Source organism: Pseudonocardia sp. Ae331_Ps2, from assembly GCF_001932405.1.
Taxonomy (GTDB): domain Bacteria; phylum Actinomycetota; class Actinomycetes; order Mycobacteriales; family Pseudonocardiaceae; genus Pseudonocardia.
This window is the reverse complement of record NZ_MCIM01000001.1, coordinates 4,741,504-4,763,781: the sequence shown is the minus strand read 5'-3', so window position 1 is coordinate 4,763,781 and position 22,278 is coordinate 4,741,504. Positions and strand designations below refer to the sequence as shown.

Genomic DNA, 22,278 nt, shown 5'->3' with positions numbered 1-22,278 from the left:
CGAGCATCGCCATGTCCCGGATTCATCACGTTCGTCACGTCCCCTCCGCGCCCCAGGCCTGCGCGGCCTCGGGCCAGACGTCGGCGAAGAACCCGAGCTCGGTCGCCCGGTCGTACCGCGGGTGGTCGCGCATGCCGGTGATCGCGCGGGCCTCGGCGAGGCCGTAGTAGCCGGGCACCCCGTCGGGCCGGTACGGGGTCGGCCCGGAGCCGGCGACCACCGCGTCGAGGTGCTCGGTGAAGACCTCGTGCGCGGCGTCGACGAGGTCGATCATCACGTCCTCGAAGACGGCGTCGTCGTCGATCGGGAACCGGGACTCGGCGAGCACCGGCCCGGTGTCGATCCCGGCCTCGATCTCGTGCAGGGTCGCCGCGAACTCCTTCTCGCCGTGCAGGATCGCGTACGCCACCGTCGCGAGCGGCAGCCCCCGGTAACCGGGGAGCGGCCCGCCGTGCACGTTGAGCAGCCGCAACCCCGAGCCGAGCAGGCCCTCGCGCAGCAGGAACGGGTTGTCGAGCGACCACAGGAGCCCGTCGGAACACCGGGCCGTGAGGTCACCGGCCAGCGCGTCGAGCGCGGCGCCGTCGGCGACCTCGTGCACGCCGACCTGGGGCGGGACCCCGTCGGGAGCGGCACTGCGCGGACCGTGGCAGACCGCGTCGACGGTGTGCCCGCGGTCCAGCGCGTACCGGACGGCCCGCCACAGCAGTGCCCCGTCCCCGACGAAGATCATGCGACTCGCTCCTCGACCGACTCCCGGGTGGCGCGGCGCAGCGGGCGCAGCAGGACCCCCGCCAGGAGCGCGACCACCGTCATCACGGCGTTGTAGACCCACAGGGCGTCGGCGTCGCCGACGATCCCCCCGACCGTCCCGGCGACGACGGCGCCGATCGCGGCACCGCCCATCGCCTGGGCGGAGAACAGGCTGTTGACCCGTCCGAGCAGCGCGTCGGGGGTGCGCAGCTGCAGCAGGGCGTAGCGCAGCACCTCCTCGACCGCGTTGACCGCGCCGGCCGCGACGAGCGCCACGAGCGTCAGCCACAGCGCGGGGGCGGCGCCGGCCAGCGCGTAGAGGGCGAAGCACCCGACCATCAGCACGAGCAGCAGCAGTCCGGGCCGTGGGTGGCGCCGGACCCAGCCGCTGGCCAGCGAGCCCACCACGACCCCGAGCGCGAGCGCGGCGTAGATCGCGCCGACGGCGACCGGTAGACCGTCGAAGCGGGCCGCGACCAGCGCCGGGACCAGCACGATCGAGCCGCCACCGAGCATGCCCACCACCCCGGCGGCCATCACCCCGAGCACGACGGGCTCGCCCAGGACGAACCGGCCACCGGTGCGCAACGCGCGCAGCGGTCCCTCCACGGCGTCCGGGGCCGTCCCGTCCGCGAGGTGCTCCTCCGGGGTGTCCGCGGTTCCCGTGACCCGGCCGTGGCCCGGCGGCGGGGTGACGGCGAGCAGCACCCAGGTGAGCGCGGCGGCCGCCGCGCCGGCGGCGTAGTTCCAGGCGGCGGAGCCGACGGCGAAGGCGAGGCCGCCGAGGACCGGGGCCAGCACCGACCCCAGCCGCAGCGACACGGTGTTGAGCGCGCCGACCGCGTGCAGCTTGGAACGGTCCACGATGGACGGCATCACGGCGAGCATCGCGGTGATGCAGACCGATCCGGACAGACCGTTCGTGGCGACGAACAGCGCGGTCAGCGCGGTCGATTCCCACACGGCGGCGTTGACGGCGAGCAGGGCGAACGAGATCCCGCTCAGCGCCCAGGTGCTGCGGATGAGCCGCCAGCGGTCGGTGCGGTCGGCGAGCACCCCGCCGCCGAGGAACCCGAGCAGGAACGCGACCGACTCGACGGCGGACACGAGCCCGACGGTCGGTGTGGACCCGGTGCGGGTGTAGACCTCCAGAGGCACGGTCACCGCGACGACGCCGACCCCGAACAGCAGGATCGTGCGCCCGACGAACAGGTTCCGGAAGGTCCGGTCCTCGCGCAGCGGGCTGAGGTCGAGGAGAATCCCGGCGGCCATCAGATCTCCTCCCGGGTGGTGCGCGCCCAGCTCTCGAGGGTCTCGGTCCAGCGGTGCGCGACCCGGTCGACGGCGTCGTCGTCGAGTACCCCGCGGGCGTGGGTGAAGCTGGCCTCCAGTTCGGGCCCGTCCTGGGTCTCGCGGGCGAGCACGTCGACCACGAGTGCGTGCCCGGACCGGACGTCGCCGGGCGCACCGACCTGGACCGCCGCGGTCTCGGGTGCGGCGGAGAAGGCGTCGTCGCGCGGCGGGGGGCCTGCGGCGATCCGGCCGAGGTAGTTCAGCTCGACCTCGGCACCGGACGGCGGCAGGGCCTGCCCGCTCCCGGCGACGAAGCGGAGCAGGCCGTGGCCCACGCCGCCGTCGCCGAACTCGCGCTGGGCGCCGGCGACCCGCCGGACGGCGTCGACCGGGTCGGGGCCGGCGGGGCCGACCGGGACCGGGGCGACGACGGTGAACCAGCCGACGGTGCGGGCGGGGTCGCACCGGCCGTCGGGGGCCTCCGGGTCGGCCAGGTCGTCGAGGCGCCCGTGACTCTCGGTGTCGACCAGCACGGGCCCGCCGGGACGGAGCTCCTGAAGGGCCTCGCCGAGCGCGGCGAGCAGCACGCCGTCCGGTCCGGCGCCGCTGCGGCGCGGCAGGTCGACGAGCAGCGCCGTGCCGAGCCGGGCCGGGAGCGTGACGCTCGTCCGGCGCTCCCCCGCGACGACGTCGTGCGCGGCGCGGGGGCGGCGCAGCGGCAATGGTGCCGCCTCGGCGACGCGGCGGACCCACCCGTCGCGTTCGGACCGGGCCTCGGGGGACGCGGCGTGCTCGGCGAGCCGCCGCGACCACCGGGCGAAGGTGGTGCGTTCCGGAGGCGCGGGGGTGCCGGTCCCGCCGGGGCCCCAGGCGGCGATGTCGGCGACGAGCAGCCGCCAGGACACGCCGTCGACGGCCAGGTGGTGCGCGGCGACGACGAGGCGCCCGGGCGTCCGGGGTCCGCGGTCGAGCCACACCAGGCGCAGCATCCCGCCGGGAGCGGCGTCGAGCTCGTCGCGGGCGGCGACGGTCGCGGCGGTCACCGCTGCGGCCAGCTCGTCGCCGCCGAGACCGGTCGCGTCGACCCGGCGGGTGTGGGACGCGGGGTCGAGGGTCCCGGCCGGGGCGACGGCGAGGTGCTCCCAGCGGCCGTCGTCGCCGGTCACGAGGGCGGCCCGGAAGGTCGGGTGGGTGTCGAGCAGCCGCCCGGCCAGCCCGGTGAGGTCGTCGGCGGTGAACCAGACCGGGGTCCGCACCAGGGTGGCCTGGTGGTAGCCGGTGATCGGCCCGCCGAGCTCCTCGAGCCGGCGCATGACCGGCGTGAGCTCGATCCGGTCGGCCGACACGGTGTCCGCGGGAGCGGTGTCGGCGGCTGCCGGTGCCCCGCTGTCCGGTCCGGAGCCCGGTACGTGATTCGTCCCGGTGTGGTCGGGGACGTCGCCGAGTGCCGCGGCGAGACCGGACACGGTGGGGTGCGCGAGCACGTCGCGGACCCGCAGGGACAGTCCGGCGGCGCGGGCGCGGTCGGCGATCCCGATCGCGGACAGGCTGTCGCCGCCGAGGCCGAAGAAGTCGTCGTCGACGCCGACCGTGTCCACCGCGAGGACCTCGGCGAGGATCCGGCAGAGGGTCCGTTCGACCGGGGTGCGCGGGGCGCGGCTGCGGGCGGTGGCGAGCGGCGCCGGTTCGGGCAGCGCGGCGGTGTCGAGCTTGCCGTTGACCGTCAGCGGCAGGGCCTCGACGACCGACCACAGCGTGGGCACGAGGTAGTCGGGCAGCAGCCGGGCCGCGGTGTCGCGCACGGCGACGGGGTCGAGCGGGGTGTCCCCGGAGGCGGGGACGAGGTGGGCGGCCAGCCGCTTCGGGCCGGTCGCCGTGCCGTGCGCGACGACGGCGACCTGCCCGACGCCGTCGACGGCGGCCAGCACCGTCTCGATCTCCCCCGGCTCCACCCGGTAGCCACGGATCTTGAGCTGGTCGTCGCTGCGCCCCAGGAAGTCCAGGTTCCCGTCGCCGCGACGCCGCACCAGGTCACCCGTGCGGTATATCCGCTCCCCCGGGGCCCACGGGTCGGCCACGAACCGTTCGGCGGTGAGGTCCGGCCGGCCCAGGTAGCCGCGGGCCAGACCGATCCCGGCGACGTACAGCTCACCGGCGACACCGTCGGGCACCGGCCGCAGCCAGGGGTCGAGGACGACCGCGCGGGTGTTGGTGATGGGCCGCCCGACCGTCGAGGTCGCGCTGTCGGTGGTGCCCGCGCCGAGAGTGTTGATCGTGTACTCGGTCGGGCCGTAGAGGTTGTAACCCCACGTCCCCTCGGTGTCACGCAACCGCGACCACACCGACTCCGGCACCGCCTCACCACCCAGCAACACCAACGGCGGCACGTGGTCACCGTCGAGCAGACCGGCCGCGAACAGGTGATGGGCATAGGTCGGGGTCACGTTCACCACGTCCACCCGATGCTCACCGCAGTACTCCACGAGACGCTCCGCGTCACGACGCAGCTCCTCGTCGCACACATGCACCTCGTGGCCCTCCACCAGCCAGAGCAGCTCCTCCCAGGACATGTCGAACGCGAACGACACCGTGTGCGCAATCCGCAACACCCGACCACCCGCCGCCTCGATCGTCGGAGCGAAGATCTCCCGACGATGGTTGACCTGCATGTTCGTCAACCCACGGAACGGAGTCACCACACCCTTCGGCTTCCCCGTCGACCCCGACGTGAAGATCACATACGCGGGATGGTCCAGCCGACCCGGAGTGCCGGGCGCGAACGACCCCAGCTCCTCATCGGTCAGCGGCGTGTCCGGGACACCGTCGAACAGACCCGGCTCGTCCAGACGCACCTGCGGCACACCCGCGTCGAAGCGCACGGCGACGGTGGAATCGGTCACCAACAACGCCGCCCCCGACGCGGTAAGAATCTCCGCGAGCCGCTCGTCGGGATGGTCCAACTCCAACGGCACATAGGCCGCACCCGCACGCAGCACCCCGAACAACGCCACCACGTTGCCGACCGACCGCGGCAGACCCAGCGCCACCACCGACTCCGGGCCCACCCCCCGGCGCAGCAGGACCCGAGCCAGCGCGGTGACCCGGCGGTCCAGCTCGGCGAAGCTCACCCGCTCCCCCGCCGCGACCAGCGCCGTCCGCTCCGGACAGGCCGCCGCCCGCTCCGCGAGCAGCTCGGCGATCGTCACGTCCGGCACCTCCGTCGCGGCGGTGCGAGCCCGGTCGGCGGCGAGCGCGCGGTCGGCGGGGGCGAGCACGTCGAGCATGCCGACCCGGGTGGCCGGGTCCCCGACGAGGCCGCGCAGCACCGTCACGAACCGGTCGGCGACGCGGGCGACGGTGTCGGCGTCGAACAGGTCGGCGGCGTACTCGACGACCCCGGTCAGCAGGTCCGGTGCGTCGTGGAAGTTGAACGACGCGTCGAACTTCGCGGTGCCGGTGTCGACGTGGTGCGTGCTCACCTCGACGCCGTCGAACCTAGGGTGCACGACGTCGGTCTCACCGGACAGGCAGACCAGCATCACCTGGAACAGCGGGCTCCGCCCCGGTGCCCGTGGCGGCCCGACGGCGCCGACGACGTCGGCGAACGGGACGTCGGCGTGGTCGTAGGCGGTCAGGTCCGCGGCCCTGGCCGCGTCGAGCAGCTCACCGACGGTGAGGTCGCCGCGGGCGTCCAGACGCAGCGCGAGGGTGTTGAGGAAGTAGCCGACGGCGTCGGTCAGCGACGGGTCGAACCGGGTGGAGATGGGGGTGCCCACCACGGTGTCCGAGCCGTCGCCGCCGGAGCGGTGCCGGGCCAGCAGCACGGCCAGGGCGGCGTGCAGCACCATGAAGGTGGTGACGCCGCGCTCGCGGGCGACCCGGTGCACCGCGCGGGTGAGCTCGGGGCCGATCTCGACCCGCGCGACGCCACCGGCCCCGGTCGGTGTGGTCGGCCGCGGGCGGTCCGCGGGCAGCGTGCACTCCGGTGGGGCGCCGTCCAGGACGCGGCGCCAGTGGTCGAGCTGGGTCGCGGCCGAGGTGGCGGCGCCGTCGGCCAGGCACGCGGCCTGCCAGTCGACGAAGTCGGCGTACTGCACCGGCGCCGGCTCGGGTGCGCCGCGGCCCGCGCGGCGGTCGGCGTAGGCGCGTTCGAGGTCGCGGACCAGCGGGCGCCACGACCACTCGTCGGTGGCGATGTGGTGCAGGGTCAGGACGAGGACGTGGTCGGCCGGGTCCAGCTCCAGCAGGACCGCCCGCAGCGGCGGCTCCGCGGTGAGGTCGAACGGGTGGGTCGCGGCGGCGGCGATCCGCTCGTCGAGGGTCTCCGGGGTGACCCTCTCGTGCAGCACGGCCGCGCGCACCCGGTCGCGGTCGACGACGACGCCGGCCGGGCCGCCGTTGCCGTCGGTGTAGACGGTGCGCAGCACCTCGTGCCGCACCGCCAGGTCGGCGACGGCGTCGGCGAGAGCGGCGGTGTCGAGCGGGCCGCGTAGGCGGAGCACGTTCGGCACGTCGTACACGGCGTCCGGGCCGGACACCCGGTGCAGGGCCCACATCTGGCGCTGCCCGGCGGACAGCGACCGTGCGCGGCCCGTGCGGGCGGCCGGGCGCATCGCCGGGCGGCCCGCCGGGCCACCACGCCCGGTCAGCTCGGCGAGCCCGGCGACCGTGGAGTGGTCGAACACGTCACGGACGCTGACGTCGCCGCCGAGCTCGTGGACCAGCCGCAGGGCGAGCAGCGAGTGGCCACCGAGGGCGAAGAAGTCGTCGTCGGCACCGACCCGCTCCACACCCAGCACGGTGCGGAACGCGGCGGCGACCGCCTCCTCCGCCGGTCCCGCGGGGGCGCGGCCCCCGGCCGAGGACAGCTGCGGAGCGGGCAGCGCACGGCGGTCGAGCTTGCCGTTCAGGGTGAGCGGGACGGTGTCGAGCACGGTGACGACGGCGGGGACCATGTAGCCGGGCAGCAGACCGGCGAGCTCCTCGCGCAGCCGGGCACCGTCGGGGCGCGGGGCGGCCGTGCCGGCGGGGGCGACGACGTAGGCGACGAGCTGGGTGCCGCCGGGGCCGTCCCAGGGCAGGACGACCGCGCGGCCGACACCGGGCAGGCCGAGCAGGGCGGCCTCGACCTCGCCGGGCTCCACCCGGAACCCGCGGATCTTGACCTGGTCGTCGGCGCGGCCGGCGAACTCGAGCTCGCCGCCGGGGCCGCGGCGGGCCAGGTCACCGGAGCGGTAGAGACGTCCGCCCCCGGCGTCGGCGACGAACCGGGACGCGGTCAGGCCGGGCCGGGCCAGGTATCCCTGGGCGAGCTGGCCGCCGCGGACGTAGACCTCGCCGACGACGCCGTCGGGCACCGGGCGCAGACGGTGGTCGAGCAGCTCGACGTCGAGACCGTCGAGCGGGACGCCGACCGGGCTGACCCCGGCCTCGGCGTCGGCGCGGCGCAGGGCGCGGAACGTGGTGTGCACGCAGGTCTCGGTGATCCCGTACATGTTGACCAGCCGGGGCGCGTCCTCGGGGTGGCGCGCGTACCAGGGGCGCAGTCGCCGGGTCTCCAGCGCCTCCCCGGCGAACACGACGTAGCGCAGCGCGTCGCCCGCGCCGGCGGGCTCGGCCTCGGCGAGCTGGTCGAACGCCGAGGGGGTCTGGCTCAGCACCGTGACCCGTTCGGTGTGCAGCAGCTCCCAGAACGCCTCCGGGGAGCGGACGGTCTCCTGGTCGGGCACGACGAGGCGGGCGCCGTGGGCGAGCGCGCCCCACATCTCGAACACCGACACGTCGAAGGCGATCGAGTGGAACAGCGACCAGGCGTCGTCGGCGGACAGGTCGTAGTGCCGGTCGGCGGCGGCGACGAGGTCGAGGACCGCGGTGTGCGGCACCTCGACGCCCTTCGGCCGGCCGGTCGAGCCGGAGGTGTAGATGACGTAGGCCGGCTGGGCGGGCGGCACCGCGACGGGTGCGAGCGGCGCCGCGTCCCGGGTGGTGTCCGGGTCGTCCAGCACGACCAGGTCGACGTCGCCGGGCAGGGCCCGGGTGGCGTCGGTGACGACGGCGCAGCGTGGCCGCGCGTCGGACACGATCAGCGCGGTGCGCTCGGCGGGGGCGGTGACGTCGAGCGGCACGTAGGTGGCGCCGGCGCGCAGGACCCCGAGCACCGCGACGACCATCGCGGCGGAACGGGGGACGGCGATCGCGACCCGGTCCCCGGGGCGGACCCCGCGGGCGGCGAGGAGCCCGGCCAGGCGGGCGGCGCGGTCGGCGAGCTCGTCGTAGCGCAGGCGCTCGTCGGCGACGACGGCGGTCGCGCCGCCGCGGGCGGTGGCGACCTCGTCGAACAGTGAGGCGAGGGTGCCGCCGCCCGCGCGGGGCGGGACCGGCAGCGCCCGCGCTCCGCGGTCCCCGCTCGGCAGCGCGGCGAGGCGCCGGTCCGGGTCGGCCACGACGGTGGCCAGCACCGCGCGGAGCCGCTCGACGACGGCGCCGACCTCCTGCTCGGTGAACAGGTCGGTGGCGTACTCGACGGCGCCGTGGATCACCGGCTCGTCGCCGGCGCGCTCGAAGAACTGGAGGGTGGCGTCGAACTTGGCGGTGCCGGTCCCGACCCACCGGGGCTCGACGTCGAGGCCGTCGAGCACCAGGTCACCCGCGTCGTCCTCGACCCGCAGGTACACCATCTCGACCTGGAACAGGGGGTGCCGGGCGGAGGAGCGCTCGGGGTTGACCCGCTCGACGACCTGGTCGAACGGCACCGTCTGGTGGGCCATCGCGTCGAGCGCGGTGTCGCGGGCCCGGCCGAGCAGCTCGGTGAACGACGGGTCGCCGGTGAGGTCCAGGCGCAGCGCGACGGTGTTGACGAAGAAGCCCAGGACGTCGGCGAGCGCGTCGTCGTCGCGTTCGGAGACCGGGGCGCCGACGACGGTGTCCGGGCCGGCGCCGTGCAGGTCGAGCAGGGTCGCGACGGCGGCGTGGAACAGCATGAACATCGAGACCCGGTGCGCCGCGGCGAGGCGCTGGAGGCCGGCAGTGAGCTCGGTGTCGAGGGTGAACCGCACCTCCGCGCCGGCCCCGGTGCGCATCTCGGGGCGGCCGTGCCGCAGCGGGAGGGTGCACTCGGTGGGCACGCCGTCGAGGACGCGGGCCCAGTGGTCGAGCTCGGTCGCCGCGAGCGAACCGGCGTCGCGGGCGTCGCCAAGGCGTTCGGCCTGCCACGCGGTGAAGTCGGCGTAGCGGACCGGCAGCGGCGCGAACCCGGGGGCGTGTCCGGCGGCGCGGGCTGCGTAGGCGCTGCCGAGGTCACGCACCAGCGCGCGGAACGACCAGTCATCGACGGCGATGTGGTGCACCACGAGCACGACGAGGTGCCGGTCGACGGCGGTGCGCACCACGTGCAGCCGCAGCGGCGACTCGGCGTCGAGCGCGAACGGGGCCCGGACGAGGTCGGCGAGGAGGTCCGACACCTGGTCGTCGCCTGCTCCGGTGCGGTCGTGGACCTCGGTGCGCGGCGCGGTGCCGGGCAGCACGCGCTGGACGAGCCGGCCGTCGACGTCGTGGTAGGTGGTGCGCAGGATGTCGTGCCGGGTCGCGAGGTCCTCGACGGCCGCGCGCAGCGCGGCGACGTCGAGCGGGCCCTCGACCTCCCAGGTGCGTGGGATGAGGTAGGTGGCGGACGGTCCGGCGAGCTGCTCGTGCGCCCACATCCGGACCTGGCCGGGCGAGGCGGGTGCCTCGGTGGTGCCGTCGACGTCCTGGCGGGGCCGGGCGGCGACCTCGGCCAGGGTGGGCCCGGCGTCGCCGGTGGTCCCGGCCTCGCTCGCCGGGGCGGGATCTGCCGGGGCGGGATCTGCCGGGGCGGGATCTGCCGGGGCGGGATCTGCGCTGCCATCGGCCGCGTCCGCGGAGGCGCCGTCGCCGAGGTGCTCGGCGAGGCGGGCGACGGTGCGGGCCTCGAAGACGTGTCGGGGGCGGATCCGCAGCCCGGCCTTGCGGGCGCGGTTCGCGGTGGTCAGCGCGGAGATGCTGTCGCCGCCGAGGGTGAAGAAGTCCTCGTCGGCGCCGACCGTGTCCACCCCGAGGACCTCGGCGACGATCCGGCAGAGGGTGTGCTCGGTCGGGGTGGCAGGTCCTCGGCTGCGGGCGGTGGCGAGCGGTGCCGGTTCGGGCAGCGCGGCGGTGTCGAGCTTGCCGTTCACGGTCAGCGGCAGGGCGGCGACGACCGACCACAGGGTCGGGACCATGTAGTCGGGCAGGGCGCGGGCGGCGGCGTCGCGGGCGGTCCGCGGGTCGGCCGCCGGGCCGACGAGGTAGGCGGCGAGGCGGCGCTGTCCGGGGACCTCGGTGTGCTCGCGGGCGACGACCGCGACCTGGTCGACGCCGTCGACGGCGGCCAGTACGGTCTCGATCTCCCCCGGCTCAACCCGGTAGCCACGGATCTTGAGCTGGTCGTCGCTGCGCCCCACGAAGTCGAGGTTGCCGTCCGGGCGGCGCCGGACCAGGTCACCGGTCCGGTACATCCGCTCCCCCGGGGTCCACGGGTCGGCCACGAACCGCTCGGCGGTCAGGGCGGGACGGCCGAGGTAGCCGCGGGCCAGGCCGGCGCCGGCGATGTACAGCTCGCCGACCACGCCGTCGGGCACGGGGCGCAGCCAGCCGTCGAGGATGTGGGCGGTGGTGTTGGTGATGGGGGTGCCGACGGTGGACGTCGGGCTGTCGGTGGTGCCCGCGCCGAGGGTGTTGATCGTGTACTCGGTCGGGCCGTAGAGGTTGTAGCCCCACGTGCCCTCGGTGTCGCGCAGCCGCGACCACACACTGTCCGGCACGGCCTCGCCACCGAGCAGCACCAACGGTGGCACGTGGTCACCGTCGAGCAGACCGGCCGCGAACAGGTGATGGGCATAGGTCGGGGTCACGTTCACCACGTCCACCCGATGCTCACCGCAGTACTCCACGAGACGCTCCGCGTCGCGACGCAGCTCCTCGTCGCACACGTGGACCTCGTGGCCCTCCACCAGCCAGAGCAGCTCCTCCCAGGACATGTCGAACGCGAACGACACCGTGTGCGCGATCCGCAGCACCCGACCACCCGCGGCGTCGATCGTCGGGGCGAAGATCTCCCGCCGGTGGTTGACCTGCATGTTCGTCAACCCACGGTAGGGGGTCACGACTCCCTTGGGGCGCCCGGTCGATCCGGACGTGAAGATCACGTAGGCGGGGTGGTCGAGCCGGCCGGGGGTGCCGGGGGCGGAGGTCCCGAGCTCGTCGTCGGTGAGTGGTGCGGTGGCGATCCCGTCGAACAGGCCGGGTTCGTCGAGCCGGACCTGCGGCACGTCGCCGTCGAACCGCTCGGCGACCGAGGTGGTCGTGACCAGCAGCCGCGCCCCGGACTCCGCGAGGATCGCGGCGAGGCGGTCGTCGGGGTGGTCGAGCTCCAGCGGCACGTAGGCGGCTCCGGCGCGCAGCACCGCGAACAGCGCGACGACGTTGCCGACCGAGCGGGGCAGCCCGAGTGCGACGACGGTCTCGGCGGTGGCGCCGCGGGCCCGCAGCACGCGGGCGAGCGCGTTGACCCGCGCGTCCAGCTCGGCGAAGCTCACCCGCTCCCCCGCCGCGACCAGCGCCGTCCGCTCCGGACAGGCCGCCGCCCGCTCAGCGAGCAGCTCGGCGATCGTCACGTCCGGCACGTCGACCGCGCCGGCGGCGGCCCGCGCGGCGCGGGCCTCCTGCTCGACGGGGGTCTGCAGGTCGACCGCGCCGGCCGGTGTGCCGGCGGTGGTGACCGCGCGCAGGGCCTGAACGAAGCGGTCGAGCAGTCGCTGCGCGGCCGCGGTGTCGACGAGGTCGGGGCGGTGCTCGAGCCGGACGACGATCCGCGGTCCGGGGGTGAGCACCCAGGTGAGCGGGAAGTGGGTGTGGTCGGAGTAGTCCATCGCCGTGACGGCGTTGTCGCGGGCGAAGCCGGTGAAGGTGTCGGCGTCGAGGAAGTTCTGGAGCACGTAGAGGCTGTCGAACAGGTCCCCGTCGCGGCCGGCGAGGACGTCGCCGAGGCCGGCGTGGTCGTGCGGCATCAGGCCGGCCCGGTCGTCCTGCAGCCGGCGGGCGTGGTCGAGCAGGTCGCGCCGGGGATCCAGGCCCAGGCGCACCGCGACGGTGTTGAGGAAGACGCCGACGGTGTCCTCCAGGCCGTCGCCGTCGGCCGGGCGGCCGGAGACGGTCGCGCCGAACACGACGTCGGTCCGGCCGGTCTCGGCGCCCAGGACGAGGGCGAGCGCGGTCTGCGCGAGCGCGTTGAGGGTGACGCCGCCCCGACGGGCGGCCGCCTCCAGCCGGCCGGTCAGGGCGGCGGGGAGCTCGGCGTGCAGCACCTCGGGGACGACGAGCTCGCGTCCGCGCACACCGTCGGTGACCAGGGTGGGCTCGACCCCGTCGAGGTAGGTGCGCCAGGCGGCGAGGTCCGCGTCGCGGTCGGCGGCGGCGAGCGCGGCGAGGTGCTCGGCGAACGACCGGCGCGGCCGCTGCGGCACGCCGCCCCGGTACAGGGTGAACAGGTCGTCGAGGACCCGGGAGCGTGACCAGCCGTCCCACAGCAGCAGGTGGTAGGTCAGCACCAGCACGTCGTCGTCGGGGGTCCGGACGACGGTCAGGCGCAGCAGCGGCGGGTCGGTGAGGGAGAACCGGACCTCGGCGTCGCGGGCCAGGGCCGCGGCGAGCGCGGCCTCCGGGTCCTCGTCGGCACGCAGGTCGACCTCGGTGACCTCCACCGGGTGCTCGGCGCACCAGAACTGCACGGGCCCGGCGGCGGTGTCCCCGGTGAAGCCGGCACGGACCGCGGGGTGCACAGCGCCGAGCCGGGCCGCGGCGGCCCGCATCCGGTCCAGGTCGATCCGGTCGGCGATCCGGAAGGTGTTCTGCGCGTAGTAGACGTCGCGCTCGGCGTCCATGACGCTCTGCACGTACATGCCGGCCTGCAGTGGGGACAGCGGCAGCACCGCCCGTACCGGGGCGGGTGCCGACGCGGCCAGCGCGGCGAACTCCGCCGGGTCCGGTGCCACGGCGGTGGCGACCAGCTCGTGCGCGGCCCCGGCGAGCGCGGCGGCGACGGCCTCGGCCACCCGGCCGGCGTCCTCGCCGATCCCGCCGCGGACGACCACGGTCGTGGCGTCGACGTGCTCCACCAGGTCGACGACGAGCCCCACCTGTCCGAGCTCGTCGGGGAGTGCGGTGTCCCCGTGGACCCGCACGGCGTCGGCCCAGTCGATCGGCAGGACCGCGTCGGGCTCGGGGTGGCGCCGCAGCAGCACCGTGGCCCCGTCCAGCGGGGCCAGCTCCCGGGCGCCGCGGGCGTCGAGGAAGCGGTGGTGGTCGAACCCGGGGTGTGGTCCGTCCGGTGCGCGGGTCACCCCGGCCGGGGTCACGCGCACCGGCTCGGTGCCGGCGAGCGGGACGACGGCGCGGTCGAGGTCGGCGCCCAGGTCGGGCCGGGTGCCGTCCTGGACGTCGACGACGAGCTCGTCGGCGGCGTGCCCGGCCTCCCGCAGGGCGGCGGCCAGCGCGGCGACCGCGACGTCGACGACGGCGGCGCCGTCCGCGGCGGGACTGCCCGGACGGGCCGTGGCGACCGCGCGGCCGGGGGCGCCCCCGGCGGACGGGGCGGCGCCCGGGGCGAGGATCCCGGTCCAGGAGCGGACGACCTCGGCCGACGGTGCGGGCCGGGCCGCGAGGGCCTCGGCGCAGTCGTCGGGCCCGGTGCCGGTCGGGGGTCGAGAGCCCGCCGGGTCGGAGTAGGCGGCGGCCAGGTCCTCGGCCAGAAGCACGACGCCCCGGTCGTCCGCGGCGACCTCGTGGACCACGAGCAGGACCGCGTCGCCGCTGCCCTGTGTGCCTTCCGCTGCACTGCCGCGCAGCAGCGCGATGCGGGTGAGGTCACCGGCGAACGGGTCCAGCTCCTCCGCCAGGGCGCCGAGCGCCGCACCCGGGTCGTCGGCCGGGGCCGCGGCGAGCCCAGCCGCACGCGTGCCGCCGGTCTCCAGGACCCACACCGAGGGCGCCAGCTCCTCGACCCGCGCGGTGAGCCACGGGTGGCGGTCCCGCACCTGCTCCCAGGCCGCACGGAGCCGGTCGGGGTCGACGGCGCCGCGGTGGCGCAGCAGCAGACCGCGGACCCGACCGGGCCCACCCTCGGGCGACTCCTCGGCCAGGCGGGCCACCGACGGCAGCAGCGCCAGCTCCCGCGGCTCGGCACCGCCGGCGGCGGCGCGGGTGTGTGCGGTCTCGGGCGGGCGGGTCATGCCGATCCTCCGGACGTGCCCGCGGCTGCGGGGTCGTTCACGATGTCGATCAGTGCTTCGGCCCAGTGCCGGGCCAGGAGGTCCAGGTCGTCGGCGTCCAGCACGGCGCCCGGGGCGGTGAGTGCGACGTGCAGCTGCGGGCCACGGGGCCCGCGGCACACCATCGCCTCGATCTCGCAGGTGTGCGGCACCTCCAGGTCGGGGTCCTGCTCGGTGCGCGCGGCGACGCGCCGCGGGTCGTCCGGCCCCACGACCGCGGACACGCCGTCCATCCGGCCGAGGTAGTTGACCAGGACCGGCGGGGTGCCGAGCGCGGCCAGGCGGGGGCCGGTCTGCGGGTGCAGGTAGCGCAGCAGCCCGAACCCGATCCCGGTCGCGGCCGGGCCACCGAGCCGGTCGCGGACGTCCTGCAACAGGGCCGCGGCCCCCTCCCGGCGGACCAGGTGCACCGGGAACAGCGCGGTGAACCAGCCGACGGTCCGCGACAGGTCGACGCCCGGTGCCAGCTCCTCACGCCCGTGCCGCTCCAGGTCGACGACGAGGTCGTCGCGGCCCTGCGGGGACCAGCGGTGCCACGCCTCGACCGTCGCCGCGAGGCTCAGCTCGGTGCCGTCCCAGTGCGACCGCAGCAGGCGGTCCGTCACGTCGGCGGGGAGCACCCGGGTTGCCGTCCGGGTCGCGCTGCGGGTCGCCCGCCGGGTGTCGGTGCCGGTGCCGGCGTCGGGAACGACCGGGGTGGCCGCGGCGAGCACCTGCTGCCAGTGCCGGTACTCGGCCAGCGTCGCGCGGTCGGCCGCACGCTCGCCGAGCAGCCGGCCGTACTCGGCGAGCGAGGTGACCGGCGGGGCGAGCCGCACCGGGCGGCCCGCGGCGGCGGCCGTCCACGCCTCGTCGAGGTCGTCGAGCAGGATGTGCCAGGACACCCCGTCGACGGCCACGTGGTGCGCGACCAGCAGGAGCAGGTCCGGCTCGTCGCCGGCGACGGTGAACAGCACGGCCTGCAGCACCGACCCGGCCTCCGGGTCCAGCCGGGCGGTCGCGGCGGCCGACTCCTCGGCCAGCACCCGTCGCCCGTCCGGGCCGTGCGGGTCGGGCAGCGCCACCTCGTGCACGCACCCGTCCACCGCGACCTCGGCGGCGGGGCGCACGTGCATCTCCCGCAGTCCCTCGGTGACCCGCAGCCGCAGCGCCTCGTGGGTGGCGACGAGTGCGGCCACCGCGGTCCGCAGCGCCGCGACCGACCGGCCCGGGCCGACCTCGACCAGCACGGACTGGTTGTGCCTGCGGTGCGACCCGGACAGCTCGGCGAGCCGCTGCACGATCGGGAACGGCGGCACCTCGGCGGCGCCGTCGGTCGCCCGGGTGTCCCCCGCCGGGCGGGCCACCGCGGCCAGGGCGGCCGGTGTCCGCTCGCGGAACACGTCCTGCGGACCGAGCACCAGCCCGGACCGGCGGATCCGGTTCACCAGCCGGATGGCCAGGATGCTGTCCCCGCCGACGGCGAAGAAGTCGTCGTCCGGGCCCGCCGCCGTCCCCAGGACGGCGGCGAACGCCTCCAGGACGGTGGCCTCCTCCGGTCCGGCGGCGGCCCGGGCGCCGGGGGCCGGCGCGACGTCGCCGGGGGCGGGCAGCGCCGCACGGTCGAGCTTGCCGTTGACCGTCAGCGGCAGCCGGTCGAGCACGACCAGCGCGGAGGGGACCATGTACGCGGGGAGCCGTTCGGCCAGCCGCGACCGCAGCGCGACCGGGTCGGGCCGCGCCCCCGGGCCGGGGACGACGTAGCCGGCGAGGCTGCGGTGCGGGGTTCCGTCGGACTCGACGGTACGGACGGTGACCACCGCCGTGACGACCCCGGGCAGCTCGCGCAGGGCGGCCTCGACCTCGCCGAGCTCGATCCGGTAGCCGCGGATCTTGACCTGCTCGTCGGCCCGGCCGGTGAACTCCAGCGCGCCGTCGGGGCGCCGTCGGGCCAGGTCACCGGACCGGTACAGCCGGGTGCCCGGGGGGCCGTCGGGGTCGGCGACGAAGCGGGTCGCGGTCAGCCCTGGCAGGCCGGCGTAGCCCTGCGCGAGCTGCGGACCGGCGACGTAGATCTCGGCGACGGTGCCGGGCGGGGCCGGGCGCAGCCGGTGGTCCAGCAGCCGCACCTCCAGGCCGGCGAGCGGCTCACCGACCGGGCTGACCGGACGGTCGCAGTCCGCCGGCCCGATCTCCCGGTAGGTGGTGTGCACGCAGGTCTCGGTGATGCCGTAGAGGTTCGCGAGCACCGGGCTCCCGGCCGGGTGGCGGTCGAACCAGCCGCGCAGCAGGCGCGGATCGAGCGCCTCCCCGCCGAAGACGACGTAGCGCAGGCTCCGCGCCGGCGGGCGGGCGCCGCCCCGCGCCGGGGGCTCGGCCGCGGCGAACGGGTGGAACGCCGACGGCGTCAGGCTCAGCACCGACACCTCCTGCTCGGCGACGAGACTCCACAGGTGCTCGGGCGAGCGTGCGGTCGCGGGGTCGACGACCACGACGGTGCCGCCGGTGGCCAGCGCACCCCACAGCTCGAAGACGGAGAAGTCGAACGCCACCGAGTGGAACAGCGTCCAGGTGTCGTCCGGGCCGACCGTCATCTCCCCCTGCGGCCCGACGGTCGCGGCCAGCATGGCCAGGACCGCCGTGTGGGAGACCTCCACGCCCTTGGGGCGGCCGGTGGAGCCGGAGGTGTAGATGACGTAGGCCGGGGTCGACGGGTCGACCGCGACGGGCCGGTCGAGCCGCCCGGCACCGGCGGTCTCGGACGTGTCGGCGGTGTCGACGCGGAGCACCTCGACACCCGCGTCGGTGACCGTGGACGGCGAGTCCGCTCCGGCGAGGACCAGGCGTGGCCGGGCGTCGTCGAGGATCGTCGTGGTCCGCGCCGAGGAGGCGTCGACGTCGAGCGGGACGTAGGTCGCCCCGGCCCGCAGCACGGCCAGCACCGACACGACCATGTCCGCGCCGCGCGGCAGCCCCACCGCGACGCGGTCGCCGGGTCCGGTCCCCCGGGCGACGAGCGCCCCGGCGAGCCGGGCCACCCGCTCCTCCAGCGCGGCGTAGTCGATCCGGTCCTCGCCCGCGACCAGTGCGGTCGCCGTCGGGTGCCGTTCCGCGGTCGCGGCGGGCAGCTCGCCGAGGGTCGCGGCCGGGCCGAGGGCCGCGGCCGGGGGCCGGGCGACGGCGGGGGCGCCGAACCCGCGCAGCGCGGACAGCGGCACGTCGGGCGTGTCGACGAAGCGGCGCAGCACGGCCACCAGCCGGTCCAGCGCCGCCTGCACGGTGGCCGGGTCGTAGAGGTCGAGGGCGTACTCGACGACGACCCGCATCCGGCGGTCGTCGTCGGCGGCGGTCTCGAAGAAGGCGAACGTCAGGTCGAACTTGGCGGTCCCCGTCCCGACCCACCGGGTCGCGGTGTCCGCGCCGGCCAGCTCCAACTCGCTGACCGCGGTGTCGGTGCGCAGGTACACCAGCTCGACCTGGAACAGCGGGTGGCGTCCGGACCGCTCCGGTGCCAGACGCTCGACGACCTGGGGGAACGCGACGTCCGAGCGGCTCATCGCGGCCAGGTCAGCGGTGCGGACCCGCTCCAGCACCTCGGCCGGGGTCGGGTCGCCGTCCAGGTCGACCCGCAGGGCCAGGGTGCTGAGCAGGAACCCGACGACGTCCTCGGTGCCGGCGTCGCGACGCCCGGACACCGGGCTGCCGATCACCACCGCGTTCCCGGCTCCGTCACCCGGGCCGCGGTCGGCGTCGACCGAGGCATCCAGCAGCACCGCGAGCGCGGCGTGCAGCAGCATGAACATGCTGACCCGGTGCCGGTCGGCGGCCGCGCCCAGCGCCGCGACGAGGTCCGGATCCAGCTCGCCGACCAGTTCCGCCCCGCGCCCCGAGGGGCGCTCCGGCCGCGGACGGTCGCCGGGCAACGTGGTCTCGGCGGGGGCACCGGCGAGCGTCCGCTCCCAGAGGTCGAGCTGCTCGCGGGCGAGCGGGGAGGGCTCCGTCGGGCTCCCGACGGTGTCCGCCTGCCAGGCCGCGACGTCGGAGTAGCGCAGCTCAGGCTCGGTGAACCCCGGGTCGCGCCCGGCCGCCCGCGCCGCATAGGCCGTCCCCAGGTCGGCGAGCAGGGTGCGGTAGGACCACTCGTCGACGGCGATGTGGTGGCACACCACGGTGAGCAGGTGCCGGTCGTCGTCGACGCGGACGACGTCGGCCCGGATCGGGGCCTCCCGCTCCAGGTCGAAGCGGTGGCGCACCAGACGGGTCAGGAGCTCGTCGGGGTCGCGGCCGGCCAGGTCGCACCAGCCGACCGGCGCCCGGAGTGCACCGGGGGGATGGACGACCGCCTGCACGTCGGTGCCGCCCCCGGCGTCGTTCCCGGCGTCGTTCCCGGCTTCACCGGCGGTGCCGCCGTCGCGGTAGGTGGTCCGCAGGATCTCGTGCCGGGCGACGACGTCGGCCAGCGCGGCGCGCAGTGCCCCGACGTCGAACGGGCCGGTGACCGTCCAGGCCCGGGGCACGTTGTAGGTCGCGGCCGGCCCCTCCAGCCGGTACAGCGTCCACATCTGACGCTGCGCGGGCGCGACCGCGGTGGGTGCGCCGTCCGGGCGGCGCGCGGGCGCCCCCACGGCCGTGACCGCGGCGGCGGTCCCGGTCGACGTCGCGCGGTCCACCACGACCCGCAGCCGCGCCACCGTGGGCGCGGCGAACACCTCGGGCACGGCGAGGTCGGCGCCGCAGCGCTCCCGGATCCGGTTGACCAGACGCAGCGCGGACAGCGAGTGGCCGCCGCGGGCGAAGAAGTCGTCGTCGACGCCGACAGCGCCGTCGTCGAGCCCGAGCACCTCGGCGAACAGGCCGCACAGCTCGCGCTCCCGGTCGTCGCGGGGTGCCCGCCCGGCGGTGACCACCGGTGCGGGCAGGGCCCGCCGGTCGAGCTTCCCGCCGGGGGTGTGCGGCAGCTCGGGCAGCGCGACGAGCACCGACGGCAGGAACGCCGCCGGCAGCCGCTGCGCCAGCAGCGCCCGGAGCGCGTCGGTGTCCGAGTCCGTGTCCGGGTCGGTGTCCCCGTCCGCGGCGGGCACCAGGTACCCGACCAGCGCGGGACCGTCCGGTGTGGACCGTGCGACGACCGCGGCGTCGGCGACGCCGGGCAGCTCGCGGATCGCGGCCTCGACCTCACCCGGCTCGACCCGCACCCCGCGCACGGTGACCTGGTCGTCGATCCGGCCGAGGAGCCGGAACCGGCCGGCGGGCAGCCGCACCGCCAGGTCACCGGTGCGGTACAGCCGCGCACCGGACCCGTGGGGGTCGGCGACGAACCGTGCCGCGGTCTCCCCCGGGCGCCCGGCATAGCCGCGCGCCAGCTGGATCCCGCCGACGTAGACCTCACCGGCGACACCGTCGGGCACCGGCCCGAGGAACCGGTCCAGCAGCCGGACGGTCGTGGCCGGGACGGGTCGTCCCGCGGTGACCCGCCCGTCGTCGTCGGCGGGGTCGACGGGGCCGGCCAGGACGTCGCCGGCGACCTCGGAGGAGCCGTAGGAGTTGACGATCTCGGCGCCGGGGGCCCAGCGGCGGGCCGCGGCCACGACCTGCGCGGTCAGCGGCTCACCGGAACAGACCAGCCTGGTCAGCAGCTCCGGGCCGGGCGCACCGGTCGCCGCCAGGGCCGCCACCAGGGACGGCACCGCGGTGAGCTGGGCCGTGCCGGACCCGGCGACGTGCTCGGCGAGTGCCGCGGGGTCCCCCGCGGTGGCGTCGTCGGCCGGTATGACGCGAGCGCCGCCGGCGACCGCGGCGAGGAGCTCGGTGAGCCCGTCGATGAACGACACCGAGCTCTTCACGAGCCGGGTGTCGCCCGGCCGCACCGGCCACTCCGCGGCGGCCCAGCCGAGGCGGTGGGCCAGCGCCCCGTGGGTGCCGAGCACGCCCTTCGGCCTCCCGGTCGACCCGGAGGTGTGGATCAGGTAGGCGGCCGCTGCGGGGTCGGGCTCGGGGAACGGCGCGACCGGAGCGGCGGCGCCGTGCAGCGACGGCGGACCGAGGACGACGGCCCCGTCCGGGAGCTCGACCGGCGGGGCGTCGCCGGTCACCACGACGGCCGGAGCGGCGTCGTCGAGGACCAGGCGCAGGCGCTGCGCCGGGTAGGTCGGGTCGAGCGGGACGAGCAGGCCACCGGCCCGCAGCACGGCGAGCAACGCGACGATGAGCTCCGCCGAGCGGGGCAGCAGCACCGCCACCGGGGTCTCGGCCGCGACGCCGGCCGTGCGGAGCCGGTCGGCGAACGCGTCGACCGCGGCGTCCAGGCCCGCGTAGTCCAGGTCCCCGCCGTCGTGGACGAGTGCGGGGGCGCCGGGCGCCGCGTCCGCGCGGCGGCGCAGCAGCTCGGCGGGGGAACCGCCGGGCACCGAAGTCGGTACCGGGGTCGGCACCGTGCCGGGGGCTGCCGCCGGGCCGGCCAGGAGCGTCGTGATCGGCGTGGCCGGGCGGGCGGTGGAGAGCACCCGCTCGATGCGGTCGAGCACCGCCGCGACGACCGCGTCGTCCAGACGCGCGACCGTGTGCACGGCCTCGACCCGCAGGGCGTCGTCGTCGGCGAAGAACTCGAGCACGAGCGGCTGCGCGGCGGCGCCCGGGTCGGTGCGGGTCACCGTCGTGCCGGCACCGGGCAGGTGCGGCCCCGTCCCGCCCCGTGGGACGAGGTCGACGGTGACGTCGGCCAGGTCGGCCGGACCGCCGCCCGAGCGGGATCCGAGGGCGGCGACCAGCGCGTCGTAGGGCACGGCGTGTCGGCGCGCCCACCCGGCGTCGGCGGCGACCCGGGCGACGAGGTCGGAGACCGTGTCCCCGACGTGCACCGTCGTGGGCACGACGACGAGGTCGGCGAGGTTCCCCACCACCTCGTCCGCGCGCTCGGCGTCCCGCTCGGAGACCACGGTCCCGATGCGGGTCCGCGGGTCGGGCCCGATCGGGGCGAGCGCGGCGGCCGTCGCGGCGAGCAGCACGGTGTAGGGGGTCACGCCGAGCTCGCGGGCGAGCCGGCGGGCCCCCGCGGCGGCCTCGGCGGACAGGTCGCGATCGGTGCGGCGGGCCGCCTCGGCCGGCGCGCCCGGGTCGGCGGGCGGCTGGTGGACGAACGGCCCCGGCACCTCCTCGGCCAGCGCCTCGCGCCACGGGGTGAGGTCCGGGGCGTCCGACGCACTGTCGGGGGCGAACCGGCCGGGGCCCGGTGCGGGCGGCCCGTCGAGCGGTGTCCCGGCGCGGGCGGCGGCGTAGGACCGCTCCAGGTCCCGGGCGACGACGGCGAACGTCGGTCCGTCCCAGGCGACGTGATGGGTCGTGAGCAGGACGGTGATCCGGGAGGCGGACTCGCGGAGCAGGTCGAGGCGCAGCGGCGGCTCGACGGCCAGGTCGAACGGCCGCCGGACCCGCTCGCGCGCGATCTCCTCGACGCGGGCGGCGCGGGCGTCGTCGTCGAGCCGGGTGAGGTCGGTGACGACGACGGGTTCCTCCGGCGCCGGGTGCACCCGCTGCGTCGGCGCCGTCTCGTCCCCGGTCCCGCCGTGGAAGGTGGAGCGCAGCACCGGGTGCCGTGCCACCAGGTGACGCAGCGCCGCCACCAGCGCCGGCTCCGACACCTCGCCCTCAATGGTGAGCCGCACACCGAGGTTGTCCGCCACGCCGTCCGGGTGGACCTGCTGACGTAGCCAGGCACGTCGCTGGCCGGGGGTGAGGCCGAACTCGGTCCGGCCGTCGTCGGCGGCGGGCTCGTCGCGGTCGCGCTGCAGGCCGGCCTCGGCCAGGCGACGGGCGATGAGCTCGCGTCGACGGTCGTCGAGTGTGGTCATGAGATGCGGTCCTCCGGTACGGCGGCGGTGCTGGTGGACACGGTGTCGTCGACGCGGGCCGGGTCAGGGGTCACCGTGGACGC

General features: G+C 76.5%; 4 protein-coding genes. All 4 read right to left on the bottom strand.

What is annotated here, in order from left to right:
- Positions 1-34: 34 nt before the first annotated feature.
- The 4 genes from Ae331Ps2_RS22405 to Ae331Ps2_RS22390 are packed head-to-tail and all read right to left on the bottom strand — an operon-like array spanning position 35 to position 22,195.
- The gene (locus Ae331Ps2_RS22405; protein WP_075306668.1) at positions 35-733 is read right to left on the bottom strand and encodes a formyltransferase family protein; all 699 of its coding nucleotides are present in this window, start codon (positions 731-733) and stop codon (positions 35-37) included.
- On the bottom strand, positions 730-2,025 hold the full coding sequence (entS, locus tag Ae331Ps2_RS22400) for an enterobactin transporter EntS (protein ID WP_075306669.1): 1,296 nt from the start codon (positions 2,023-2,025) through the stop codon (positions 730-732). The genes Ae331Ps2_RS22405 and entS overlap by 4 nt, the downstream gene beginning before the upstream one ends.
- A complete protein-coding gene (locus Ae331Ps2_RS22395) occupies positions 2,025-14,330 on the bottom strand; it encodes a non-ribosomal peptide synthetase (RefSeq protein WP_075306670.1) in 12,306 nt (4,101 codons plus the stop codon). Before Ae331Ps2_RS22395 ends, entS begins: the two co-directional genes overlap by 1 nt.
- Positions 14,327-22,195 (bottom strand): non-ribosomal peptide synthetase, encoded by a 7,869-nt coding sequence (locus Ae331Ps2_RS22390; protein WP_075306671.1) that lies wholly within the window; start codon positions 22,193-22,195, stop codon positions 14,327-14,329. Before Ae331Ps2_RS22390 ends, Ae331Ps2_RS22395 begins: the two co-directional genes overlap by 4 nt.
- Positions 22,196-22,278 lie beyond the last annotated feature (83 nt).